This window comes from Clostridium pabulibutyricum, assembly GCF_058242705.1.
Window position 1 is genome coordinate 289,504 of the sequence record NZ_JBZAYZ010000001.1, and the last position, 23,323, is coordinate 312,826.

30 protein-coding genes are annotated in these 23,323 nt (G+C 33.2%); 27 read left to right on the forward strand and 3 right to left on the reverse strand.

Features of this window, described 5'->3' with window-relative positions; all coding sequences use genetic code 11:
• Positions 1–7: 7 nt before the first annotated feature.
• The 3 genes from uraA to AC4CVH_RS01440 form a co-directional block, all read right to left on the reverse strand.
• On the reverse strand, positions 8–1,312 hold the full coding sequence (gene uraA / locus AC4CVH_RS01430; protein ID WP_490785931.1) for a uracil permease: 1,305 nt from the start codon (positions 1,310–1,312) through the stop codon (positions 8–10).
• 45 nt (positions 1,313–1,357) lie between these two features.
• The gene (pyrR, locus tag AC4CVH_RS01435; protein WP_490785932.1) at positions 1,358–1,891 is read right to left on the reverse strand and encodes a bifunctional pyr operon transcriptional regulator/uracil phosphoribosyltransferase PyrR; all 534 of its coding nucleotides are present in this window, start codon (positions 1,889–1,891) and stop codon (positions 1,358–1,360) included.
• 186 nt (positions 1,892–2,077) lie between these two features.
• On the reverse strand, positions 2,078–3,814 hold the full coding sequence (locus AC4CVH_RS01440) for an Rqc2 family fibronectin-binding protein (RefSeq protein WP_490785933.1): 1,737 nt from the start codon (positions 3,812–3,814) through the stop codon (positions 2,078–2,080).
• Positions 3,815–3,962: 148 nt separating this feature from the next.
• Between AC4CVH_RS01440 and dapF the strand changes: the two genes are divergently transcribed.
• The 27 genes from dapF to AC4CVH_RS01575 all read left to right on the forward strand — a co-directional run bounded on the left by dapF (position 3,963) and on the right by AC4CVH_RS01575 (position 23,277).
• Positions 3,963–4,787, forward strand: coding sequence for a diaminopimelate epimerase (dapF, locus tag AC4CVH_RS01445; RefSeq protein ID WP_490785934.1), 825 nt, complete (start codon positions 3,963–3,965; stop codon positions 4,785–4,787).
• A complete protein-coding gene (locus AC4CVH_RS01450) occupies positions 4,784–5,845 on the forward strand; it encodes a hypothetical protein (RefSeq protein WP_490785935.1) in 1,062 nt (353 codons plus the stop codon). The genes dapF and AC4CVH_RS01450 overlap by 4 nt, the downstream gene beginning before the upstream one ends.
• A 150-nt stretch (positions 5,846–5,995) precedes the next feature.
• A complete protein-coding gene (locus AC4CVH_RS01455) occupies positions 5,996–7,351 on the forward strand; it encodes a GspE/PulE family protein (RefSeq protein WP_490785936.1) in 1,356 nt (451 codons plus the stop codon).
• A gap of 22 nt (positions 7,352–7,373) precedes the next feature.
• Positions 7,374–8,477 (forward strand): type II secretion system F family protein, encoded by a 1,104-nt coding sequence (locus AC4CVH_RS01460; protein WP_490785937.1) that lies wholly within the window; start codon positions 7,374–7,376, stop codon positions 8,475–8,477.
• Positions 8,478–8,491: 14 nt separating this feature from the next.
• The gene (locus AC4CVH_RS01465; RefSeq protein WP_490785938.1) at positions 8,492–8,908 is read left to right on the forward strand and encodes a type II secretion system protein; all 417 of its coding nucleotides are present in this window, start codon (positions 8,492–8,494) and stop codon (positions 8,906–8,908) included.
• A gap of 20 nt (positions 8,909–8,928) precedes the next feature.
• A complete protein-coding gene (locus AC4CVH_RS01470) occupies positions 8,929–9,381 on the forward strand; it encodes a pilus assembly FimT family protein (protein ID WP_490785939.1) in 453 nt (150 codons plus the stop codon).
• Entirely contained in the window at positions 9,362–9,814 is a 453-nt protein-coding gene (locus AC4CVH_RS01475) for a type IV pilus modification PilV family protein (protein WP_490785940.1), read from the forward strand. The genes AC4CVH_RS01470 and AC4CVH_RS01475 overlap by 20 nt, the downstream gene beginning before the upstream one ends.
• A complete protein-coding gene (locus tag AC4CVH_RS01480; protein ID WP_490785941.1) occupies positions 9,783–10,268 on the forward strand; it encodes a prepilin-type N-terminal cleavage/methylation domain-containing protein in 486 nt (161 codons plus the stop codon). The genes AC4CVH_RS01475 and AC4CVH_RS01480 overlap by 32 nt, the downstream gene beginning before the upstream one ends.
• On the forward strand, positions 10,268–10,663 hold the full coding sequence (locus tag AC4CVH_RS01485) for a hypothetical protein (RefSeq protein WP_490785942.1): 396 nt from the start codon (positions 10,268–10,270) through the stop codon (positions 10,661–10,663). The genes AC4CVH_RS01480 and AC4CVH_RS01485 overlap by 1 nt, the downstream gene beginning before the upstream one ends.
• Before the next feature lie 19 nt (positions 10,664–10,682).
• Complete coding sequence (locus AC4CVH_RS01490; protein ID WP_490785943.1) at positions 10,683–11,612, forward strand: hypothetical protein; 930 nt, start codon at positions 10,683–10,685, stop codon at positions 11,610–11,612.
• A 5-nt stretch (positions 11,613–11,617) separates the two neighbouring features.
• Positions 11,618–12,061, forward strand: a complete 444-nt coding sequence (locus tag AC4CVH_RS01495) for a hypothetical protein (RefSeq protein ID WP_490785944.1) — start codon at positions 11,618–11,620, stop codon at positions 12,059–12,061.
• Positions 12,062–12,202: 141 nt separating this feature from the next.
• Complete coding sequence (locus tag AC4CVH_RS01500; RefSeq protein WP_490785945.1) at positions 12,203–13,279, forward strand: M24 family metallopeptidase; 1,077 nt, start codon at positions 12,203–12,205, stop codon at positions 13,277–13,279.
• Between the two features lie 295 nt (positions 13,280–13,574).
• A complete protein-coding gene (gene efp / locus AC4CVH_RS01505; RefSeq protein WP_490785946.1) occupies positions 13,575–14,135 on the forward strand; it encodes an elongation factor P in 561 nt (186 codons plus the stop codon).
• Positions 14,136–14,196: 61 nt separating this feature from the next.
• Complete coding sequence (locus tag AC4CVH_RS01510) at positions 14,197–14,589, forward strand: CD1247 N-terminal domain-containing protein (RefSeq protein ID WP_490785947.1); 393 nt, start codon at positions 14,197–14,199, stop codon at positions 14,587–14,589.
• 129 nt (positions 14,590–14,718) lie between these two features.
• Complete coding sequence (gene spoIIIAA, locus AC4CVH_RS01515) at positions 14,719–15,645, forward strand: stage III sporulation protein AA (RefSeq protein WP_490785948.1); 927 nt, start codon at positions 14,719–14,721, stop codon at positions 15,643–15,645.
• Entirely contained in the window at positions 15,638–16,156 is a 519-nt protein-coding gene (gene spoIIIAB / locus AC4CVH_RS01520; protein ID WP_490785949.1) for a stage III sporulation protein SpoIIIAB, read from the forward strand. The genes spoIIIAA and spoIIIAB overlap by 8 nt, the downstream gene beginning before the upstream one ends.
• 38 nt (positions 16,157–16,194) lie before the next feature.
• The gene (spoIIIAC, locus tag AC4CVH_RS01525; protein ID WP_490785950.1) at positions 16,195–16,392 is read left to right on the forward strand and encodes a stage III sporulation protein AC; all 198 of its coding nucleotides are present in this window, start codon (positions 16,195–16,197) and stop codon (positions 16,390–16,392) included.
• An 8-nt stretch (positions 16,393–16,400) separates the two neighbouring features.
• Entirely contained in the window at positions 16,401–16,787 is a 387-nt protein-coding gene (spoIIIAD, locus tag AC4CVH_RS01530) for a stage III sporulation protein AD (RefSeq protein ID WP_490785951.1), read from the forward strand.
• Between the two features lie 8 nt (positions 16,788–16,795).
• Positions 16,796–17,998: a stage III sporulation protein AE gene (gene spoIIIAE / locus AC4CVH_RS01535; RefSeq protein ID WP_490785952.1), complete on the forward strand. Its 1,203-nt coding sequence runs from the start codon at positions 16,796–16,798 to the stop codon at positions 17,996–17,998.
• A 14-nt stretch (positions 17,999–18,012) separates the two neighbouring features.
• Positions 18,013–18,600, forward strand: a complete 588-nt coding sequence (spoIIIAF, locus tag AC4CVH_RS01540) for a stage III sporulation protein AF (protein WP_490785953.1) — start codon at positions 18,013–18,015, stop codon at positions 18,598–18,600.
• Positions 18,601–18,646: 46 nt separating this feature from the next.
• Positions 18,647–19,294, forward strand: a complete 648-nt coding sequence (spoIIIAG, locus tag AC4CVH_RS01545; protein ID WP_490785954.1) for a stage III sporulation protein AG — start codon at positions 18,647–18,649, stop codon at positions 19,292–19,294.
• Between the two features lie 58 nt (positions 19,295–19,352).
• The gene (locus AC4CVH_RS01550) at positions 19,353–19,868 is read left to right on the forward strand and encodes a SpoIIIAH-like family protein (protein WP_490785955.1); all 516 of its coding nucleotides are present in this window, start codon (positions 19,353–19,355) and stop codon (positions 19,866–19,868) included.
• 88 nt (positions 19,869–19,956) lie between these two features.
• Entirely contained in the window at positions 19,957–20,346 is a 390-nt protein-coding gene (locus AC4CVH_RS01555) for an Asp23/Gls24 family envelope stress response protein (protein ID WP_490785956.1), read from the forward strand.
• A 118-nt stretch (positions 20,347–20,464) separates the two neighbouring features.
• A complete protein-coding gene (nusB, locus tag AC4CVH_RS01560; RefSeq protein WP_490785957.1) occupies positions 20,465–20,887 on the forward strand; it encodes a transcription antitermination factor NusB in 423 nt (140 codons plus the stop codon).
• 35 nt (positions 20,888–20,922) lie between these two features.
• Entirely contained in the window at positions 20,923–22,125 is a 1,203-nt protein-coding gene (xseA, locus tag AC4CVH_RS01565; RefSeq protein ID WP_490785958.1) for an exodeoxyribonuclease VII large subunit, read from the forward strand.
• Positions 22,126–22,138: 13 nt separating this feature from the next.
• A complete protein-coding gene (locus AC4CVH_RS01570) occupies positions 22,139–22,357 on the forward strand; it encodes an exodeoxyribonuclease VII small subunit (protein WP_490785959.1) in 219 nt (72 codons plus the stop codon).
• Between the two features lie 29 nt (positions 22,358–22,386).
• Positions 22,387–23,277 carry a polyprenyl synthetase family protein gene (locus tag AC4CVH_RS01575; RefSeq protein ID WP_490785960.1) on the forward strand — a complete coding sequence of 297 codons (891 nt, stop codon included), beginning with the start codon at positions 22,387–22,389 and terminating at the stop codon, positions 23,275–23,277.
• The last annotated feature ends 46 nt before the right edge of the window (positions 23,278–23,323 follow it).

A 23,323-nucleotide genomic window follows, 5' to 3' on the forward strand; every position in this document is an offset into this window, starting at 1 on the left:
TCCTGGTCTAGGCGTCGTTTTCTTTCATTTCCTTAAGCTCGGAAGCACTATTTTCAGGAAGTATAAGATTTAAAACTATACCAATTATAGTTGCAAGGGCAACTCCTGATATTTCAACTGGCGAACCGGCAATATTAAATTTGAGTGAAGCACCGCCTATACCTATTACTATTATTACAGACGCAAGTATCAAGTTCCTGTTTTTGCTGAAATCTATTTTGTCTTCTACAAATATTCTAAAGCCGGAAGATGCTATTATCCCGAACAATAATATGCTGACGCCTCCTATGACAGGCATTGGCATATTTTCTATAAGTGCAGCCACGGGTCCTATAAATGACAGTATTATTGCAATTACAGCAGCGCCGCCTATTACCCACACGCTGTAAACTTTTGTTATTGCCATTACACCTATGTTTTCACCATAAGTTGTGGTAGGGGGTCCTCCTGCGAAACCTGCAAATATTGTAGCAACTCCATCACCGAGGATTGATCTGTGCAAGCCTGGAACCTTTGTAAAATCTCTTCCGACTACGTTGTTTGTTACGTATATGTGACCTATGTGTTCTGCCAGAGTTACAAATGAAATAGGTGCCATTAATAGCATTGCATTTACATTGAACTTGGGGAACACAAATGCAGGAAGCCTGAAGATGCTTGTGTGGAGTATTGAATTTATGGCTTCTTTTGGTACTACTCCAAGAACCAGTGCAGATATATATCCTACAATTATAGCTATAAGTATTGGGATTACACCAAAAAATCCTTTAAAGAACATAGTTCCTATAATACCAACTATAAGGGTTAGGAGAGCCACGGACATCCATGCCCACCTTGGAACAATCTGCATCTGGTCTGTTGTATAAGCTGGATTTAGTCCTGACCAGTTTATTGCAGTTGCAGCAAGTCCAAGACCTATTACAATTACTATCGATCCTACAACTATAGGAGGAAGTGCTCTGTTTAGCCAGTTTACACCACACCATCTTATTATCATGGATACAACTATATATACGATACCGGCAGCAACTACACCTGACAGCATTGAAGGTGTTCCATAACTTTTTGAAGCTATAAGTATGGGGCTTATGAAAGCAAAAGATGACCCAAGATATGCAGGTAATTTTGCCTTTGTGCATATTATATAAAGCAAAGTACCAATTCCACTGCAGAACAGGGCTATTGAAGGACTCATCCCGGTAAGTATTGGTACGAGTATAGTTGAACCAACCATTGCAAAGAGATGCTGCAAACTGAGAGGTATTGTTACGGGTATTGGTAGTTTATCTTCTACGTCTATAAAATTTTTCATATAATAAAAACGCTCCTTTTAGTCTCTCGGGACTATTTTAAAGTTTTAGTCTTCGTAAATTTTGACGGAATCAGTTCCATCTATTTCACAAATTTCTACAGATATTATTTCACTTTTTGATGTAGGTATGTTTTTACCTACGTAGTCAGCCCTTATAGGAAGTTCACGGTGTCCCCTGTCTATAAGTACGGCGAGTTGTATAAGCTCGGGTCTTCCACAATGGATTATGGCATCTATTGCAGCTCGTACAGTTCTTCCGGTGTAAATTACATCATCCACAAGTATGATTCTTTTATTTTTTACATCAATTAGATTTGAATCTTTTATAAGCGGAGAGTCTGAAATACTGCTTAAGTCATCCCTGTAGAGGCTTATGTCTACACTTTCAACCTTTAATTTAATTCCTTCTATATTTTCTATATTATTTGCTATTCTTTCTGCAATTGGATAGCCTCTTCGTTTTATACCCACAAGAATTATATCCTCTGCACCTTTGTTTTTTTCAATTATTTCATGAGATATTCTTGTAAGAGTTCTTTCTATAGATTTTTTGTCAAGTATGAGTGCTTTTAACTTCAAAATTATCACCACCTTTTTATCATGATATAAAAACTCATAAATAAAATGTTCTCCTTGAGGGAGAACATAGCAATCTTTAAAATAATATAATTACCTTGCTGATCTCTCCGGATCATTTAAAGGAAAATAAATTCTAATATATTATAAATTATATAATGTCAAAATTCAAGTCATTGACAATGAATTTTATTGAATTTGTTTTATTTCAGGTATTCCTGGAACTGTGTAGATGGTTTTATTTGTATAATATATAACCATTCCCGGTTTTGCACCATTTGGTTTATGTACATTTTTTATTTCGGTATAGTCTACAGCTGTTTTTGACATATTGCGAGATTTGCTGTAATATGCTGCAAGTCTTGCAGCTTGATATAGTGTTGTATCAGGAATATTTCCTGAATTTTTTATTATTACATGTGATCCGGGAATTTCTTTTGTATGAAGCCATATATCGTGTTTTCCGGCAAATTTTAATGTGAGATTGTCATTTTGAAGATTATTTTTGCCGACGTATATTTCTATACCGTCTTCCGATATGAATTTCATTGGTTTTGAAGGTTTTGATTTAGTTTTTTTGAATGATTTCTTGAACTTTATGTAGCCTTCTTCCATGAGTTCTTTCTTAATATCCTCTATGTCTTCATAGGTATCTGCATTTTTTATGTTTGACAATACTGAGGTTAGATAGTCCAGTTCTTGATTTGTCAGGTTCAATTGTTCATGTGATGCAAGTTCCGTTTTTTTTAGTTTATTGTATTTTTTAAAATATCTCTGAATGTTTTCCGATGGAGTTTTATTGGGGTCTAGGTTTATATTTACATATTCGAGTTCTGGACTATAAAAATTTTGAACATTTATGTTGGAAGCACCTTTTTTTATATTATATATATTGGAGGTCAGAAGTTCACCAAGAATTCTGTAGTTATCCTTTTTACCAGCATCTTTCAAGTTCTTGTTTAAAATTTTTACTTTTTTTATACACCTTTCAAGATTTATATTTATAAGCTTGATTAAATCTGAACTTTTGTTGTTTAATCTGTCAATTTTGTCTTTTTCGAAGTAAAATTCCTCAAGAAGTTTTGAAGGAGATTCGTAGGTATTGTATTCTTCATTATATACTAATGACAGGTCAAAACAATAAAAGTCTTTTATAGAACCATTCCTGAGATAGGAACTGAAGTGGAAATTTTTGAACTTAAGCTCATTAAAAATATTGTTTGAAAAACTGAACAGATTTTTTTTAAAATCTGAATCGTTTATGTTAAATTTTTCACTGAATTTTAAAAATAATTGTTTTGAAAATATTCGACTTACGCCTGTAAATAATGTTGAAAATATGGATTCGTCGAATTTTACATTATTGTTTTTGATGAATAAAACAAGATCCTCCAAATCGAATGAAAATGGATTAAGCTTGGGAGAGCATGGGGGAAGTTTATATTCTATACCAGGATAGATAGATCTCACGCTATTAACTTCAGGGGTGAGATGCTTTATACTGTCCATTATGATTTTGTCTCTTTTTCGTAGAAGGGTTATGTTGCTGTGTCTCCCCATTATTTCTACAATTATGGTATATATGCTGTTGAAGCCCATTTCATCAGAACTTTCGAAGTCTAAAAATATAACTCTATCGGTATCAAGCTGGTGAATTCCTATGAGTTTTCCTGAATTTATATGTTTTCTAAGAACCATGCAGAACATGGGTGCTTTTTGTGGATTCACCTTGTTTATATTGGTAATATGTATTTTGGGATAAACTGAACTTGCGCTTATGGAAAGTTTATAATTTTTTCTGTTGTTTTTTATTGAAAGAACTATCTCATCCTTTTCAGGTTGATTTATTTTTTCAACTCTTCCAGATAGAAGTTTAGTATTTAATTCATCTACTATGCTGGTTATAAAAATACCGTCTAAAGCCATCTAATCAATCCTCTCGTAACTGTGTATATTCATAAATTATATCATTTTAAAATTTTAAAATAAAGTTTGATTATATTTGTTGATAAAACGTTATACGCGTAGTAAACTTAAATCAAATAATGCTTTTCAGGAAGGTGGAAATCTACAGATGAAGTTTACCAAGATTCAGGGTACGGGAAATGATTTCATAATAATTGACGACAGGGACGATGAGTTTACAGGGAAAGAAAAAGAGACGGCAAAAAAGCTGTGCGACAGACATTTTGGAATAGGAGCAGATGGTATTCTTTTTATCAAAAACAGCAAAATTGCCCCTGTAAAAATGGAAATAATAAATTCAGATGGTTCCTATGCATCTATGTGCGGAAATGGAATAAGATGCTTTGCAAAATATATTTTTGAGAAAGGTTTGATTCTTGATAATCCTGTAGATATAGAAACAGGTGATGGAGTGAAAAGAGCATTTTTGAACATTGAAGACGGAGTTGTAGAAAGTGTAACTATAGATATGGGAAAACCGTTTTTTTCACCAGACAGGATTCCCGCAGATTTTGATGAAGAAGTAATAGACAGGGAGATTTTAATAAAAAATAAGAAATATAAAATTACATCGATGTTTATGGGGGTAACACATACAGTAGTTTTTGGAAAACTTGACAATTATAATATTTGTGAAGGGGCGGATATTGAAAAGTATGACATTTTTACAGAGAGGACAAATGTAAATTTTTGTGAAGTTACAGACAGAAGAAATATCAAGGTAAAAACATGGGAGAAAGGTGCGGGAGCAACGCTTGCATGTGGTACTGGATGCTGTGCATCGGTTGTTGCAGCCAATAGACTGGGACTTGTTGAAAAAAAAGTTGGAGTTGAAATTCCAGGAGGAAGGTTATCGGTTGAAATAAGAGATGAGGGTATTTTTATGACAGGTCCTGCAGTAATTTCTTTTGAGGGAGAATGTCAAATACCATGAAACGTTTTTTCAGGGCTTTCTTTTTTACAATGATTATTTTTGTGGCTTTCGTGTTTTCAGGATGCAGTAACAGGCAGAAGAAGGTGGTTGCATCTTCAGTACCTGATTTTTCAAAAACTACTGTAATGGAGAATTCAAGCGGTGAGGGTAAGTTCTACAAGCTTTATGGAAGCGGTCTAAGTGAATATGGAAAAGCAGATGGAGTACTTGATCTTGTGTATAACAAAGATAAATCAGTTTATGTATATCTTAAAAAGGAAAGCAGTCAAAATTCACCTAAAAAAAACAGAATTGAAATACTGTATGGTGATTCAAAAATAGAACTGGATGATTTTTATTATGCAGCGGATATAAAGTTGAGTCCTTCAGGTGATAAGATAGCATTTAGAACTTATGCTTCAAGTCTTCCTGAAAGTGCCGAGGGTTTGAAAGTATACGATTTGAAAGCAAAAAAGTACGTAAAATTAAAAACAAATGTTATTGTCTCGGGAAATCTGTATGATTGGATGGATGACAATAGAATTTTATATTATGGTATAAATCAAAAAAAAGTGAATTCCAGCAATATGTATGAATATAATACTGAAACGGGGATTGAAAAAACTTATTTTGACAACATCGACGGATACTGCATGTATTTTGTGAGTATAGGTGAAGATGTCATGTACATGTCAGGTATTGGCGATAATACTTCATTTTATTATTATGATTCAAAAACGAAAAAATCACGATTTCTCGATGAAGGCATATCAAAAATATATTCGTATTCGAAAGACAAAAAAAGTGGTGATGTATTTTTTACTGCAATCCAGAAGAACAATGTATCTGCTGTTTATGAATTTTCTACTAAAGACAGTGCGCTCAAGAGAATTACATATGATTTTCCAGAATGGGTAAGTGTAGAATCGGGAATTTCATATGATGATCATGGACATGTTTATTTTGTAGGTGGAAATGGTGAGAGCAAAGGAGACATATTTGTTTACAGTACAAAAGATGATACTATAAGTTTATTTTCCAATCATGAAGCAAAATACAAAATTTATGGAAGTATATAACTTTAAAATTTAATAATTCAGTAGTAAGAAACACCTTTTCGTAAAATTTAAGTTTTATGGAGAGGTGTTTTTGTTTAAAAAACAGTATTCTGTCAATAATTTCAACTAGATGATTTATGTCAAGGAGGTGTGATGTTGGAGGAAATAGAGTTGGAGAAGATTGAGGTCGATACAAGTTTGTCTAGAGAGATACCTGAGGAAATGGCAAGGGAGAATTGTCTTGTAGGCTTTAAGAGAGACGACCGTACCTTATATGTAGCTGTAAGTAACATGCCGGATTTTGAACTTGTTGAGAAATTGAAATTTGTTACAAAACATAATGTAGCTTTTTTTAAATCTCAAAAGCAAAAAATATTTGATTTTATAGATAACATGTATTACAAGCGAAAACTGGACATTGCAATAAATAGCATAGAAACTTCCATAGAGGAAGATGACAATTCCGGAGAGGATGACTTAAAAGAGTCACCGGTTATAAAAACTGTAAATTATGTAATGGAAATGGCTATAGTTAAAAATGCAAGTGATATTCATATAGAACCCTTTGAAGGATACTTGAATATAAGATTCAGAATAGATGGAACAATTCTCAAGTTTATGGAGATGCCGAAGAAAATATATCCATTTATATGTACAAGGATAAAAATAATGGCGGGTATGGATATATCTGAAAGAAGAATACCGCAGGATGGAAAAATACGATTTTCGAGAAACAATGAAAAATATGATATAAGAGTTTCCACGCTCCCTACAATATATGGAGAAAAAATAGTTATGAGAATACTTTATAGGGACAGGGACATATGCAGTCTTGAAAAACTGGGATTTTTAAAAAAAGATGCAGAAAAAATAATGTACATGACATCTAAACAAAACGGCATGTTACTGTGTGCCGGTCCCACTGGAAGCGGCAAGTCAACTACAATTTATTCAATTTTAAACAACGTTGATAAAACAGGCAAAAACATAGTAAGTATTGAAGACCCTGTAGAGTATGCTATGGATGGCATAAGCCAGGTAAATGTAAACAATAAAGCGGGAGTGAGCTTTGCGTCAGGCCTAAGGGCAACTCTTCGCCAGGATCCAGATATAATAGTGGTTGGTGAAATAAGAGATGCAGAGACTGCAAATATAGCTGTAAGGGCTGCTATAACAGGTCATTTTGTATTAAGTACAATTCATACAAGCAGTGCCGAGGAGGCAGTGTTCAGACTGGAAAGCATGGGAATACCTTCATATTTTATAAAAGATGCACTTATAGGAGTAATATCGCAGAGGCTTGTCAGAAAATTGTGTACTGACTGTAGAAAAAAGGAGTATGAGGCTTATTCTTCAAAGGGATGTTCAAAATGCAATTATACGGGATATTCAGGGAGAATATTGACCTACGAGGTAAATTTCATGAAAAACCCAAGCATGAACACCACTACAATGAAAAATAATTCCATGAATCTTGTTGAGAAAGGAATTACAAGCCTTGAAGAGATAAGAAAAATTTACATTTGAATTTTTGATTGGAGCAGAGATGATGAAACATGTGGAATATTCGTATAAAAGCTTAAATAAAAAGGTTTTAAAGAGAAAGTTATTTTTTGTAAAACCGGGTTTAAGGGATATATCTGTTTTATGCAGCAAAATGAATATTATGATTGGTGCAGGAATAGGAATATCAAAGGTGCTTTTGAGTATAGCATCGCAAACTCAAAATAAATTGCTACAAAATGCAGTTGTAGAAATAAAAAATGATGTTGTCCGTGGAAAAAGTCTTTATTCGAGTATGAGTAAATTTACAGAAATATTTCCTGATTATATGGTGGAAATGATTGGAGTTGGTGAAGAGAGTGGAAAGCTAGAAAGCGTGCTAGGACAATTAGCTGAGTATTATGAAAAACAGTATAAAATATATTCGGGTATAAAAGCTGCACTTGCATATCCCGCATTTGCATTTGTAATTTCAATAGTTATCATAACATATCTTGCAAATTCTGTAATTCCTCAGTTTATAAATATCATGGAACTTCAAAATGTACGAATCCCTGCAATTACAGAAATATACGTAAATGTATTTTATATATTCCATGCTTATGCTGTACATATTGCTTTTATTGGAATCGTATTCTTGTTTGCAATGTTGAAATTTTTAAAAAGTGCTTCGGGAAAATATTTAATGGAAAAGATAAAAAACAGTATTCCGTATTTTGGCGGTATTCATAGAAAAATATTGATTTTTAAAATAGTTTCTTCTATGAAAATTATGAACGCTTCAGGAGTCAATATATTAAAAGGAATATATATAACTTCAAAAATGATTGACAATATCAGTATAAAATCAAAGTTTATGAATTCAATTGTACTTATAAAATCGGGTGAAAGCATAGGAAGTGCTTTTGAAAAGTGCAACATCGGGAATAAATTGTTCCTTTACATGATAAAAACAGGTGAGGAATCCGGAAGACTTGACTTTATGCTGGAGAAGCTGGAAACTATTTTTTCACAGGATTTAAACAGAGATTTCAAAATTGTTTTAAAGATGATTGAGCCTGCTGTAATAATAATTTTGTCACTTTTTATTGGGGTTTTTATAATGTCGGCAGTCATGCCGGTGTTCAATATAATGGATTCTATTTCATAAGGGAGGAAAAAAACATGAACAGGAGAAAAAATATTTCTTCAGGAGGATTTACTCTTATAGAGCTTTTGGTGGTTGTTTCTATAATTCTTATTTTAATGGGATTTTTAGTTCCAAAGTTTTCGGGATATCAAAGCAAAGCAAAAAACACTAAAGCTATTAATACTGGGAAACAAATTCAAACAGCAGCCATGGCGAGCTATGGTGAAAATGACGGAGAATTTTCAGAGCAGGACGTGGGTGATTCAGTGAAGCAGCTTACATCGGCCGAGAATCCCAAGGTAAGCTGCGATGAAGGAGGATCAAAACAGATAAGTGTAACTTATACGAGTGATAAAAAAGAATACAGAGTTGATGTAGATGCTGATAAAAATAGCTATACAGTAAGTGAAGTTGATAATTCAGGAAATGAAAGCAGGATATTTCCAAAATAAATTTTAATTTGGAGTTTTTTATGAATTGTAAAACAGTAGAAAGAAGAGGATTTACACTTGTTGAACTTATTATTGTCCTTGGGATCATGGCAATTATTTTTGGCGTTAGTATGATAAATGTTGCAGCTTTTGAAAATTTAAAGAACAAAAACGACGTGTATATATTTCAAAACGAAATAATTCATTTCATAAATAGTTCAAAAAAATACTGCAGCGATAAAAATGTAAGGGGACATGTATATTTTGACATGAACAGAAAGGAAATGGGGTTCAGAAGTAATTCTAAAATTGTTTTTAGAGAGCAGTTTCCCAGAGGATTTGTATTAAATGTAAATACAAGAGACAATAGTATATCGATAAGTAGTAGTGGAATAGTTGAAGATGCATGCAGTATAGGATTCAAGGATAGAAAAGGAAAGATGCATTGTATAACGATTTGTGTGGGGACTTTTTATGAAGATATTAAATATTAGAAATACCAATTTGCCAGCCGGTGGATTTACGATGATAGAGGTTTTAGTAAGTGTGTCTGTATTTATGATTATGTTTGGGGCAGCGTTACAAGTACAGTTAAATTGTCACAAGATTAAGGCATACAATAAAAAAATAGAAAAATATGCTTATGAATTAAAATATGTAAAAGATAGTATTTTGTATGATTTAAGTTATCAGGATGTGGTGAGTCTTTGTAATAACAACAAAAGATATATAGATCTTAACCGTAGTTTGCCGACAAATGAAAGTGTCAAATATGTTTTTTCAAACAACAGTGCTGGCAAGAATTATATTGAAATGGAAGTTGAAAAAAGCGAAGTACTTAAAATAAACCTCAAGGTATGTATTGATTTTTATGGAGTAAATAAAGTCAAGGAGTGTGAGTTTTATAAAGGAGATTTTAAAAGGTAAAAAGGCTGGATTTACAATTATAGAAATACTTATGGTTATGGCTATTGTTGGAACGATTTTCACAATTCAGGCGCCGCTGCTTTTAAAGTATATGAAAGTAAACAGAAATGAAATAGTTACAAGCAGAGATGAATTTTATGTAAATGAAGCATTTATGATAATGAAATCTCAGATTAATAATGCAAAATATATAAAAATTTCGGATAATACAATTTATCTAAAAAGACATGACAATATGGGCTGGGATTATATGAAACTTGGGAGTGGCTCAAATATAGTACTTGTGTACGGATATACAAGATTTCAAACGGTAAATAATATATTGAGAGATGTTTCAAATTTTAAGGTGTATGAAAGAAGAAATTTATGTTATATAAGTATAAAGACAAAGAGAGGGAATGTTTACGACAAATGTTTCGGAATAAGTTCAAAGAGTGTAAAAGAGGATTCGTAATGATTTATGTACTTGTTATAGGATTTATGCTTTTAATGCTGTCTTTGGGGGCATATTACATGGAAACACTTGTAAAGACGGATTTAGTACATGATTATAAAAGTGTATTTTATGTTCAGAATATTCAAAAGGAGAGAGAAACTCTGCTTACAAAATTAAATTTGTATGTTGATAAGAATATAAATTATACAAATAACGATGATATAAAAAAGTGGTTTGCAGACCGGGGAGATTTTAGAATTTATTGTGGTCAAAGTTATATAAGCTATGATAAAAACAGTGATTTGTTCAAAGTCGAATATATTTTAAAAGGTGAGTTTTACAAGGAAGAATCTTATGAATATACGATAAAACAGGAAAGTATGAAATTTGGATGTATAGATTATTCTTTCTGATAATTTACGAGGTGATTGGATGTTTGATAGGGATGTTTTAGAGTTTGCAGAAAATAAGATTATATATGACAACGGAAAAAATAAAAAAGTTGTTTTTACTATTGATCAAATCAGTAGAATAAAGTTGGAACTTAGATTAAAAAATGTATTGATAATTGTTCGAGGGGAGAAAGTGTACATAGACGAGTTTGTTATACCTAGGGTGAAAAGAAGATATATAAATAGATTGATACAAGACAGGCTAAAATATAAATTTAAAACTATTGACGATATAATGTTTTGTTCTAATGTTACTTCGAATTCAGATCATAATTTGTGTGTGAAGCTTTTCTGTATAAATTTAAACTGCAGGGATTTGATTGAGAAGTTTACAAAAAACAAAATTAATATAAAAGGCATAGTTCCAATACAATGGTATGCTTCTCAAAAATATAGAGATAGTGTTAAAGTGGACAATTATTTTTTACCAAAATGGTATATGGACAATAGAAAAAATAAAATAAATAAAAGAATAAAAATTTTAATTGTAATATGTCTAATTTTAAATATGTTTTTTACCGGCATTTTTATATTTATGGGAAGAAAAATAGAAACTTTAAAATTAAAGGCGAATCAAATATCGAAAAAATATAGTATTTATAGTATGGCATACAATGAAAAACACTCAAAAGAGTTTGATTCAACACAAACTTTTTTTGAACTTGTAAATATAATCAAGAATTATGGAGATTTTAGAAATATAAATATAGAAGGCAGAAGTTCAAGTTTAGAATTTATAGGAGACAGTAAAAGATTTTCACAATTTATAGAATCAATGGAGAAGCACAACGAATTCGATATAGAAAATATAGTGTTTGAAAATGAATTGTACAATTCTATGCCTGAAGAAGGGAAGCGTAGTCAAAACGCAAATGTATGGAACGTAGAAATAAAATACAAAGGCAGGTGATAAAAATGGAATTTTTAAAGGATGAATATCTAAAAAACAAAGTATATAAAGTAGTGCTTGGATTTGTTGTAGCATGTGGGATATGTATTTTTTGTGCAGATGGTATGAGAGTCGGAGTAATGGAGGACGCGTATGCAAAAGTGGATAAATCCTATAAAATATCCCATATAACTAAAAGAAACGAGACAATAAGCAGCAGTAAATTGATAATATGTTTAAAGAAAATAAAAAATATAACTATTTTAAATTTTAAAAATGAATACTCTAGTGACAAGATAGAAGTTTCAATCAGAATTTCAGGAAATAAAAAGGTATTTGAAGATGTATTTCAAAATATAAAGAATATAAAAGGATTTTATAGCTTTGGAAATATAAAAATAGACCAATATAAAGATGGAAAAGCCAGTGCCATATTTTATGTAAATTTTATGAAAAAGATTGCGACCTAGTATTTGCAAATACCAATGAGTTTTGATAAAATAACATTGTTTAGCATGTGATTATCTATTCTATATGTTAAAGAATAATAAGGTGTAGGATTGGATAATATAATACTGAGTAAGCTCGTTGAAACTGTTAGGGGGATTTTAGTGTTTAGAGATAGAATCGAGAGATTAAGACAGTCTATGACAAGTGCAAACATGGACGCAGTCTTGCTTGTTGGAGATCCAAACAGAAATTATTTAAGTGGGTTTACAGGCGATGAAAGTTATTCATTAATAACTCAAAAAAAGCTATTTTTTATAACTGATTCAAGGTTTACACAACAGGCAAAACAACAGGTGAAGGATTACGAAGTTCTGGAATATGGTGGCAGTGGCTCGTTTGTAAGTTTTATATCAGACCTGGTTTGTGATAATAATATAAAAAGACTTGGTTTTGAAGAAAATGTAGTTACCTATAGAAACTACAGCCTTTATAAAAGCGGGTTGAACTGTGAACTTGTTCCAATGAATGGAATGATTGAAAATATAAGAATGATTAAAGATGAGCATGAACTTAGTTTTGTAAAAAGTGCTGCAGAGATTGCTGATAATGCTTTTCAGCATATGCTGGATTATATAAAATCCGGTATGACAGAAAGAGAGATAGGACTTGAACTTGAGTTTTACATGAAAAAACTTGGAGCATCGGATTTGTCTTTTCCGTCTATAGTGGCATCAGGGCAAAGATCAAGCCTTCCGCACGGTCAGGCAACCGACAAAGTATTAAAAAAAGGTGAGTTTTTGACATTGGATTTTGGATGTGTGTATAATGAGTACTGTTCAGATATGACAAGAACAGTTGTAATCGGAAAGCCGTCTGACAAGATGGTGGAAGTTTACAATACTGTGCTTTCGGCTCAGAAAAAGGCTATAGGTGCATATAAGCCGGGAGCTTTAGCCTCGGATGTTGATTCTATTGCCAGAGATTATATAACTAAGAAAGGTTATGGAAAGTACTTTGGGCATAGTCTTGGGCATGGTGTCGGAAGGGAAATTCATGAATCGCCGGCCATTAGTCATAAAAACAATACCAGGCTTGAAGAAAACATGGTTGTAACTGATGAGCCGGGTATATACATACCGGGTTTTGGAGGAGTAAGGATAGAAGACCTCCTCGTAGTTTCGAAAAATGGAGGAGAAGTGCTGTCAAAGTCTCCAAAACAGCTAATATGTATTGATTGATGCTTGTATTTATTTTGGGTTTAATTTATATTTACAAATAAAAAACTGATTATTCAATATGATGTTTATTGTTTAAGTGTTAAACTAGATAGGTCAAATAATAAAGAGAAAGGGGTAAAAGGCCGTTTTTATCAGCATTTTAGTTTTGAAATGCTGATTTTAGGGTGTGTGTCATCCGAATTTAAGCCTCTGGAGTGCAGAGACCAAGTAAAAGTAACATTAATGTGAAATTGTGTATTATGAAAGAGGAAGCAGACTTAAGTTAAATGGAATGTTTGCATAACGGCATGTTTATATGATATCAGCAGGAGATTTAAGAAAGGGAACAACTTTTGAAAATGATGGACAAGTGTACACAGTAGTTGATTTTCTTCATGTAAAACCAGGAAAAGGAGCAGCGTTTGTAAGAACGAAGCTTAGAAATGTAATAACAGGAGCAGTTACAGAAACAACATTCAACCCAACAGCTAAACTTCAGGAGGCAGTTATAGAAAGAAAAGAAATGCAATACTTGTATTCCGATGGAGAACTTTATTATTTTATGGATCAGGAGACTTTTGAACAGATACCTCTTGAACATGAAAAAGTGGCAGATGCTATAAAATTTCTCAAGGAAAATATGTTTGCTACAATAAAATTTTACAAAGGTGAGGCATTTTCAGTAGAAGCTCCGAATTTTGTTGAACTTCAAGTAACACATACTGAACCTGGAGTAAAAGGAAATACAGCTACAAATGTATTGAAACCAGCTACTCTTGAAACAGGAGCAATTGTATCAGTACCTATATTTGTAAATGAGGGTGAAGTAATAAGAGTTGATACTAGAACCGGAGATTATATGGAAAGAGTTCAATAGAATATATCTTTAGAGAATGTGATATAATATAACGAAAATATTTTTGAGGATGTGTGGCATTATGAATTCTGTAAATTCAAAGGTATCTTATTTGAAGGGACTTGTAAAGGGACTTGAAATTGACAAAAACAGCAAGGAAGGGCGAATAATTGTAGAAATTATAAATGTGCTTGATGATGTTTCCGAAGAAATTTCAGATATGGCTCACAATCAGAGATATATGAGTGAACATATAAATGAAATTGATGGAGAACTTTCGGATTTATTGGATGCTGTTATGTATGATGATACTGGATCTTTCGAGGATGCTTATGATAATTTTGAGGAATTGAAATGCCCCAATTGCAATGATATGGTTTATATAGACAGAGGTATTATGGAACAGGGCAAGGAAATAGCCTGTCCTAATTGTCATCAAAAGATACCAGTTGTCATTAAAAAGGATAAACAGTAGATTAAAGATAATTTTATATTATTTTAACGTAAATAACTATTTAAACAATGTTTAAATAGTTATTTTTTTATTTTGGAATAATTTTAGAAAAACAAAAATACAGATTATATAAAGAAAGGAGATGAAGGTATGGATACTAAAGAAATACTTGATATACTTCCAGAGGTTTTAAAAAAGCACCTTGCAGGGAATTTAGAAAAGAATAATCTTCAGGAGATAAGAATAAGGATAAACAGGCCGCTTATGCTCCAAATTGGAGATAAAGAGATCATTTTTAAATACAAGCCCAGTCATGATGATTTAAATACGATAGTAAAAAGAATGAGCAATTATTCCATGTATGCTTTTGAAGAGGAACTAAAACGTGGGTACATAACAATAAAGGGAGGACACCGAGTTGGAATATGTGGAAGATGCATTATTCAGGAAAATGGGGTCAAGACAATAAAGGACATATCATCTTTAAATATAAGAATATGCAGACAGATAAAGGGATGTTCTAATAAAATAATGAAGTTCATCATAAAAGGTGGATGCATGTTGAACACCATTATAATTTCCCCGCCAAAGTGTGGAAAGACAACACTTATACGTGACATTACAAGAAATATATCAGACGGAATGCCTGAGTTTGGCTTTTATGGAAGGAAAACTTGTGTAATAGATGAAAGAAGTGAAATTGGTGCCTCCGCCCTAGGTGCACCACAGCTTGATGTGGGCATCAGAACAGATGTGCTTGATGGATGTCTTAAAAGTGAAGGCATAATTATGGCTATAAGAAGCATGGCTCCCGAGGTAATTGTATGTGACGAAATTGGAAGTGATAGGGATATGGAAAGTGTAGTCACTGCTTTGAATTCCGGAGTGGGACTTGTTACGACAATTCATGGTCAGGGAATTGAAGATCTGTATAAAAGGCCTGTTTTTGCAAGTATAGTTCAAAACAGCGTATTTCAAAGGGCAATAGTTCTAAGTGGAAAAGATGGAGCGGGAACTGTGGAATATATATATGACTTTGCTGAGAGCAAGAAAATTCCAGGTGATGAATATGCTTAAATTTATCGGGTGTATTCTTATAATTTTCTCAACTACTGCATTTGGCTTTAATTTTGGTGAAAAGTTGAAGAAGAGAACAAGGGAACTTGTAGAAATACAGGGGTGCATATGTGAAATCAAGACCAGGATAATATATACAAATGAGCCTCTCCCGTCAGCAGCAGCAGCGGCTGCTGGGAAAACAGAGCCACCCGTATCTACTCTTTTTATGGAAGTTTCAAATATGCTTGCTAAAAATAGTGTAGATAGTGTGTATCAGGCATTTGAAAAAGTGTTTTCAAGTAAAAAAGAGATTTTTAGTTTAAAGGACGAGGATATAGATATAATCATGGATTTTTCAAAATCTCTTGGTGAATCCGATGTTGAAGGACAGAAAGCCATATTTTCTCTAACATCTGAAAATTTGAAGAAGCAGATAGAAAAGTCGGATAGGGTTTCAAAGAAAAATGTGAAAATGTACAGGTATCTTGGGTTTTCTTTGGGGGCGGTAGTAGTAGTGCTACTTATTTGATGTCTATTTAACAAGATTATAAGGGGAGATACGAAATTATGTTAGATGTAAGTTTGATATTCAAGATAGCGGCAGTAGGCATAATTGTAATAGTGATAAACAAAGTACTCGAGACAAGTGGAAAAGGTGAATATGCAGTAGTAACGAATCTTGCGGGAATAGTAATTGTACTTATGATGGTAATAACTGTAGTAAACAAGCTGTTTAACACGGTCAGAACCATGTTTCAGTTTTAGGAGAGACTATGGATATTATAAAAATAGTACTGTTTGCTTTTATTGCACTTTTTATAGTACTTATGTTCAAGGGAAAAGGCAGGGATGATTTTGCAGTATATGTAAGTATTGCAGCAGGTGTTTTGATATTCATATTCATGTTTTCAAAAATAACGGCAGTACTTCAATTTGTACAACAGCTTGCGTTGAAAGCAAATATAGATTTTGTATACCTTACTACTGTATTTAAAATACTTGCCATTGCATATCTTGCTTCTTTCTGCAGTGAAATATGCAAGGATGCAGGTGAAGGCAATTTAGGAACGAAGGTTGAATTTGCAGGAAAGATTCTCATACTTGTTCTTGCAATTCCTATACTTATGGCTGTGCTTCAGTCAATTTTAAAGATTATGTAGGTGTTCATATGAAAAATATTTTGTTAGGTTTAATTATTGTATTTATGGCGGGGTTCAGCGTACAGGCGGCGTACAATACGCAGTCAGGGAACTTTTCCATAAATCAGTATAATACTGGTTCAGGGGATAGTAATTTAGATAAACAGATTGATGAGCAGACTAAACAAATAGATGGTTTATATGACTATATATCAAATATGAAAACTAAGAATGAGATGCTGAATGATATAGATTTCAAGGAATATGTGAAGGACTTTATTAAATCCGGAAAAGGGGATATATCACTTAAAAAACTTATAAATACATGTGCAGCGTATTTTATAAGGGAATTTACGTCATCTGCAAAGCTTCTTGGAATTTTAGTCGTAATAGCAATAATATGTGCTCTTATAACGAATTTGGAGCGGGCATTTAGTTCAAATGGCCTTTCAAACATAGCATATTATGCTTGTTATTCACTTATGATAATAGTAATGGCGAAGAGTTTTTACATAGGTGTAGACCTCGCTAGATCTGTTATAAAAGATATGACTGATTTTATGCTTGCACTTGTACCTATACTTATAATGTTTCTGACAGTTTCAAGAAGTGCAGTTCAGGCTGCAGTCATGGATCCTATTGTAATTGGAACCATAAATTTGAGTGCCGAGCTTTTTACAAACTTCATAATTCCGGTAATATGTATGTCATTTGTACTTCAATTTGTAAACAATCTTTCGTCAGATTACAAAATAGATAAATTGACCAAACTTTTGAATCAGGGTGCGTTGTGGTTACAGGGAATAGTCATGACTGTATTTGTAGGGATAATTACAGTTAGGGGAATAACTTCAAAGAGTATAGATCAGGTAACTGCTAAAACGGCAAAATTTGCAATAGATAATTTTGTTCCGGTAGTAGGGAAGAGTTTATCGGATGCAGTATCCACTGCAGCGGGATATTCCATACTCATAAAAAATTCAATAAGCAGTCTTGGTCTTGTGGTACTTGTATGCATAATTGCATTTCCTATACTGAAGCTTTTAATACTTGTGCTACTCTACAAGCTTACGGCAGCTATAATAGAGCCGGTAAGTGACAGCAGAATTGTAAACTGTATAAATTCTGCAGGTGATTCTCTTGTGCTTATAACAGCGTGTCTTATATGTGTTTCCTTCATGTTTTTCATAATGCTGGCAATCATTGCTGCCTGTGGTACCGGGGCAGTTTAGGAGGCGGTTTAGCTTTGATAAACTTTTTAAGAGAATGGATTATAAACATATGCACTGCTGTATTTTTCATAACAGCAGTAGAGATGATACTTCCAGACAATAGTATGAAGAAATATTCCAAATTCGTACTTGGCTTGATCCTAATTACTGTATTTATAAATCCTATAATAAGTATTTTCAACAAAAATTTTGATATGAGTGCGTACACTACTAAAATTTCCAGAGAAATTGACAAAAATAGTGAAGGAAGTTCTACGAGGGTTGAAGAGTACAAGAAAGAAAATATAAGAAGCACTCTTGAAACCTTTAAGACAAACCTTGAAAAAAATTGTGAAGAAAAGCTTAAACAAAAATATCCAGATGGAACGTACGATGTAGATGCGGAAGTTGATTATGATACTGAGAAGGAAAGTGTAAGCATAAAAAAAGTGTGTGTTAGTGTGGACTACAGTACTGTAAGTGTTGTAAAAAAGGTTACTATAAATTTACAAAATGATGAAAAGGAAGGGGGAACTTATCAAAAAAAAGATGATGAGATACAGTCTTATTTGAGTAGTCAGCTTGATGTCCCAAAAGATTTGATACAAATAAGGCAGGCTTAAATGGTTAATTGAAAAATTAATTTAGAGAATGGATAGGTGAAAAACTATGAATTTAAAAAAGTGGTTTTCTTATGTTAATGAAAAGCTTAAGAGGGGAAGTCCGGGAGATAAGAACAAGGCTGTAAATTTTATAATAATATTTCTTATAGGTTTGCTTATGGTTATGACCGTAAGTTTCTTCAAAACATCTGATTCAAGTAAATCGGAGCAAACATCAAATTTAAGTTACAAAAATTCAAGCACAGATGAAAGTTCCGGTTCAAAAACACAGTCATATTCAAAAAATACCGATTCAGGAGAATATGAAAAATCCATTGAAAATAAACTTAAAGAAACTCTGGAAAAAGTACAGGGAGTTGGGAAAGTTGAAGTGATGATAAATTTTGAAAGCGGAGAGGAGCAGGTTCCTGCTGTAAATGTAAATGATTCTACAAATACGACTAATGAGAAAGATACATCTGGAGGCACTAGAACAACTACTCAGAATAATAATGGGAGTACTGTAGTTGTTACAAATAATGGAGAAAAATCTGAACCTCTGATAGTAAAAACATATAAACCAAAGGTGTCTGGAGTTTGTATTGTAGCTGAAGGTGCAGGCGACAAGATAACACAGCTTAGAATAGCCAAAGCGGTGGAGGATTTGTTTGATATAACAGATGACAAAGTAAATGTTTATCCTATGAATAAATAGTATATATATGTGTGTGGGAGCATATAATTTTTAAAGAGATGATAGAGGGGGAGATAAAATGAATAAAAAACAGGCAGTAATTATTGTAACTCTTTTGGCACTTGTAGTTTGTGTTGGTTTACTTGCAACAAAGGTAAACAGTCCTTTCAGTGTTGCAGACAGTTCAAATGGAAGCAGTGGCAAAAGTGCTGTTTCTTTTAACAGCAACGATACAATTAGTAAATCCAAATCACAATTTTTTGAAGAAGCAAGGTTAAATAGAGATCAAAAAGACGCTGAAACGCTTCAGAAGTTGAAGAGTCTTATTGACGACAAGAATGTGTCCAAGGACAATCGTGATGACGCTGAAAAGAAATATACGGCGCTGGCAATGGCTGCAGATTACGAATCAAAAATAGAAACCACTTTGAAAAGCAAAGGATATGATGATGTAATTTGTTCTATAGAAGGTGGAAAAGCCAGGGTTATAGTAAAGAAAAATGATGATATGACGGACAAAGATACGAGAGCCATAAAAGATGTAGTTGTAAGTATATCAAATCTTCAAGACATAGAAATAGAAACAAAAAAGTAAATTTTAACCATGAACATATTTATTTGTAAAAAAAAATTCCATTTGATATAATAAAAGTATTAATAAATCAAAATCAGGAGGTGCCATGGTGGAAGAAAATTCGAACGGTGAAATAGATATGGGCATTGTAAAGATATCCGACGAGGTAGTAGGTGTTATCGCAGGACTTGCAACTACAGAGATAGATGGGATAGTTGGTATGAGTGCAAATCTTGTTGGCGGCATCACCCAGATACTGAGTGGAAAGAAAAACCTATCAAAAGGTGTAAAGGTAAGTGTGGGAGAAAACAGTGCAGCTATTGACCTGTACGTAGTTGTAGAATATGGAGTTAGAATTCCGGATGTCGCACTAAAAGTTCAGGAAAATGTTAAAAAAGCGGTCGAATCCATGACAGGTCTGGAAGTTACAGCAGTAAACATACATGTTCAAAATGTTATAATTTCCAATTCGGAAGAAAACGAGTATGAAGAAGAATAGCATATACACCCTCATTTCCGGAGGGTGTTTTTTATATACTTGAACTGTACTTTATGTTTAAGTATAATTATATCTGAAATGACAGCAGTATATAACTCGTATTCATATGGAGGTCAGGATGAATAGAAAAAAGACAAGGGAAATATCAATGAAACTTTTGTTTCAAATGACTATAAACAAGCAGGATTCAAGTGAGGTGATGCAGTACCTGAAAGATGGAGAATATGAAGATATTGATCTTTCAGAGGTAGATATGGATTACCTTCAGCGTGTTGTAAGAGGTGTTGAGGAGAACAAGGATGAAATTGACAGTAGAATCAAAATGTATTTGAAACAGTGGAAAATAGGTAGGATTTCAAAAATAGACATAACAATTTTGAGAATATGTACATATGAATTTTTCCATGAAGACAACATACCTAAAAATGTATCTATAAATGAGGCGATAGAACTTGCCAAAAAATATGGAGAAGATAAATCTAGAAGTTTTATAAATGGAATACTTGGAAGCATGATAAAGGATGTTCCAAATAAAGCTTGAGCAATTCAGCAGTAAATAATACGAGAGGTATTGATATGAATATAAGGACGCTTACAGTATCTGATATAAACAATTATATAAAAATGAATTTTGACAATGATGTTATACTTCGAAATTCTTCCATCAAGGGTGAAATTTCAAATTTGAAGTTACACAGCAGCGGACATGTATATTTTTCACTTAAGGATGAATTTAGCAAGATAAATTGTATAATGTTTAGAAGTTCAGCGTCACATCTTAAATTTATGCCGGAAACTGGTATGAGAGTGATTGTCAGCGGCAGGATTTCAGTGTATCAAAAAGAAGGAGCTTATCAGTTGTACTGCAATGAGATGTCCCGGGAAGGTATGGGGGATCTTTATGAGGCCTTCGAAAAGTTGAAGAGGGACTTAAAGGCAAAGGGACTTTTTGATGAAAGACATAAAAAACCAATTCCACAGTATTCTTTTAAAATAGGGATTGTTACATCGCCTACAGGGGCTGCACTCCGTGATATTATTAATGTTACAAAACGACGTAACAGTGCGGTGAAACTTATTTTATGTCCATCGCTTGTTCAAGGCGATAATGCCGCGGATAATATAGTAAATTCAATAGAGGCACTTGACGGCAGAGAGGACATAGATCTTATAATACTTGCAAGAGGCGGTGGTTCAATAGAAGATCTGTGGTGTTTCAACGAGGAAAAAGTGGCCGCGGCAATATATGATTGTAAGACACCTGTTATAACAGGAATTGGCCATGAAATAGACTATACGATAGCTGATTTTGCGGCAGACAGAAGGGCTCCAACGCCTTCTGCGGCTGCAGAACTTGCTGTATTTGATATGAAGTCGGAGATTCAGAAAATAAGATCCATGAGAGATGCTCTGGTTCGAAATATGGAATTTGTTATTCAAGGTAGAAAAGAAAAATTTTCATATGCAAAGAAAAGATTAGCTTCAAACAGTCCTATGGTTTATATTGCAAATCAGTATGTAAATATGGATAGACTCAGGGAAATGCTTGATATGAAAATAAATACTAAAATTTCAGGAAGTATGGAGAAAATGGATAAATTCAAGAAATTGCTTGATGCAAACAATCCGTTCAATATACTTGCAAAGGGCTATTCGGTGATAGAGGATCAAAGGGGAAAGGTTGTAAGTTCAATAAATGCCTTGAAACTTCAGAATGAAGTTGATGTTATTATGAAGGATGGAAAATCAAGATTTGAAATTTCTGGGATCCATGATTGAAGGAGGGGTTTTGATGCCTAAAAAACAGGAAAATTACGAAGACATGATGGCTAAGCTTGAAGATATAGTGTCCAATATGGATGGTGACAAGCTTTCGCTGGAAGATAGTATGGGTAAATACGAAGAGGGTATGAAACTGTGCGGCAAGATATATAAGCTCCTCAAAAATGCAGAGGCCAGGGTAAATGTACTTACTGAGGAAGGAGAAAAGGAGTTTGATTCCAGAGACTGATGGAATTATAAAATTGGGGGGAATAGATTATGGGAAAAGAAAATAGTGGATTGATTGAAAAGCTTAAGATGGAAATAGATTCATATCTTCACAATTACATGGAGAACAAGGGTTCCTACAACAAAAGAATATATGAATCCATGCAATACAGTCTTGATGCAGGAGGGAAGAGAATAAGGCCAATTCTTTTTCTGCTCACGTATATGTTGTACAGGGATGATTACAGGGAAGTAATAGATATTGCTTCAGCCATAGAGATGATTCATACTTATTCGCTTATACATGATGATCTTCCAGCTATGGACAATGATGATTTAAGAAGGGGAAAACCTACCAATCACAAGATGTTTGGGGATGCAGTTGCAGTGCTTGCAGGGGACGGACTTTTAAATGAAGGAATGAGTATAATGTTTCGTCACTGTTTACAAAAAAATGATAAAAATGTAATAAAGGCATGCAGCATTATATCCGAAAGCAGTGGAATTGAAGGAATGGTCGGGGGGCAGACTGTTGATATACTGAGTGAAAACAAAAAAATTCCCATAGACCAGCTCTATTACATGCACAGTAAAAAAACAGGCGCACTTATAAAAGCGGCCATAGTTTCAGCAGCAGTTTATTCCGGAGCAAATGAACACGATTTGGATAAGCTTGAGTACTACGGCAAAAAAATAGGACTTGCATTTCAAATAAGGGATGATATACTTGATGTAACTGGAGACACTGAAAAACTCGGGAAAAAGGTAAAGAGTGACGAGAACAACAATAAAACAAATTTTATAACAACATATGGGTTGAACAAGTGTATTGAAATGTGCAATTCAATTACCAGCGAGTGTATAAATCAACTGGATAAAATAAACAAGAATACAGAAAATCTCAAGTATATTACGTACAGGCTTTTAAATAGAGAAAAATAGTATGCCTAAATTTACTTTGAATATGAAAACAGCTGTGTTATAATAA

What these genes read in the sequence shown, in the direction of transcription:
- uraA (WP_490785931.1), bottom strand. Translation starts at nt 1,312, where the DNA reads ATGAAAAATTTTATAGACGTAGAAGATAAACTACCAATACCCGTAACA.
- AC4CVH_RS01440 (WP_490785933.1), bottom strand. Translation starts at nt 3,814, where the DNA reads ATGGCTTTAGACGGTATTTTTATAACCAGCATAGTAGATGAATTAAAT.
- dapF (WP_490785934.1), top strand. Translation starts at nt 3,963, where the DNA reads ATGAAGTTTACCAAGATTCAGGGTACGGGAAATGATTTCATAATAATT.
- AC4CVH_RS01450 (WP_490785935.1), top strand. Translation starts at nt 4,784, where the DNA reads ATGAAACGTTTTTTCAGGGCTTTCTTTTTTACAATGATTATTTTTGTG.
- AC4CVH_RS01460 (WP_490785937.1), top strand. Translation starts at nt 7,374, where the DNA reads ATGAAACATGTGGAATATTCGTATAAAAGCTTAAATAAAAAGGTTTTA.
- AC4CVH_RS01465 (WP_490785938.1), top strand. Translation starts at nt 8,492, where the DNA reads ATGAACAGGAGAAAAAATATTTCTTCAGGAGGATTTACTCTTATAGAG.
- AC4CVH_RS01470 (WP_490785939.1), top strand. Translation starts at nt 8,929, where the DNA reads ATGAATTGTAAAACAGTAGAAAGAAGAGGATTTACACTTGTTGAACTT.
- AC4CVH_RS01475 (WP_490785940.1), top strand. Translation starts at nt 9,362, where the DNA reads ATGAAGATATTAAATATTAGAAATACCAATTTGCCAGCCGGTGGATTT.
- AC4CVH_RS01485 (WP_490785942.1), top strand. Translation starts at nt 10,268, where the DNA reads ATGATTTATGTACTTGTTATAGGATTTATGCTTTTAATGCTGTCTTTG.
- AC4CVH_RS01490 (WP_490785943.1), top strand. Translation starts at nt 10,683, where the DNA reads ATGTTTGATAGGGATGTTTTAGAGTTTGCAGAAAATAAGATTATATAT.
- AC4CVH_RS01495 (WP_490785944.1), top strand. Translation starts at nt 11,618, where the DNA reads ATGGAATTTTTAAAGGATGAATATCTAAAAAACAAAGTATATAAAGTA.
- efp (WP_490785946.1), top strand. Translation starts at nt 13,575, where the DNA reads ATGATATCAGCAGGAGATTTAAGAAAGGGAACAACTTTTGAAAATGAT.
- AC4CVH_RS01510 (WP_490785947.1), top strand. Translation starts at nt 14,197, where the DNA reads ATGAATTCTGTAAATTCAAAGGTATCTTATTTGAAGGGACTTGTAAAG.
- spoIIIAA (WP_490785948.1), top strand. Translation starts at nt 14,719, where the DNA reads ATGGATACTAAAGAAATACTTGATATACTTCCAGAGGTTTTAAAAAAG.
- spoIIIAB (WP_490785949.1), top strand. Translation starts at nt 15,638, where the DNA reads ATGCTTAAATTTATCGGGTGTATTCTTATAATTTTCTCAACTACTGCA.
- spoIIIAC (WP_490785950.1), top strand. Translation starts at nt 16,195, where the DNA reads ATGTTAGATGTAAGTTTGATATTCAAGATAGCGGCAGTAGGCATAATT.
- spoIIIAD (WP_490785951.1), top strand. Translation starts at nt 16,401, where the DNA reads ATGGATATTATAAAAATAGTACTGTTTGCTTTTATTGCACTTTTTATA.
- spoIIIAE (WP_490785952.1), top strand. Translation starts at nt 16,796, where the DNA reads ATGAAAAATATTTTGTTAGGTTTAATTATTGTATTTATGGCGGGGTTC.
- spoIIIAG (WP_490785954.1), top strand. Translation starts at nt 18,647, where the DNA reads ATGAATTTAAAAAAGTGGTTTTCTTATGTTAATGAAAAGCTTAAGAGG.
- AC4CVH_RS01550 (WP_490785955.1), top strand. Translation starts at nt 19,353, where the DNA reads ATGAATAAAAAACAGGCAGTAATTATTGTAACTCTTTTGGCACTTGTA.
- nusB (WP_490785957.1), top strand. Translation starts at nt 20,465, where the DNA reads ATGAATAGAAAAAAGACAAGGGAAATATCAATGAAACTTTTGTTTCAA.
- xseA (WP_490785958.1), top strand. Translation starts at nt 20,923, where the DNA reads ATGAATATAAGGACGCTTACAGTATCTGATATAAACAATTATATAAAA.
- AC4CVH_RS01570 (WP_490785959.1), top strand. Translation starts at nt 22,139, where the DNA reads ATGCCTAAAAAACAGGAAAATTACGAAGACATGATGGCTAAGCTTGAA.
- AC4CVH_RS01575 (WP_490785960.1), top strand. Translation starts at nt 22,387, where the DNA reads ATGGGAAAAGAAAATAGTGGATTGATTGAAAAGCTTAAGATGGAAATA.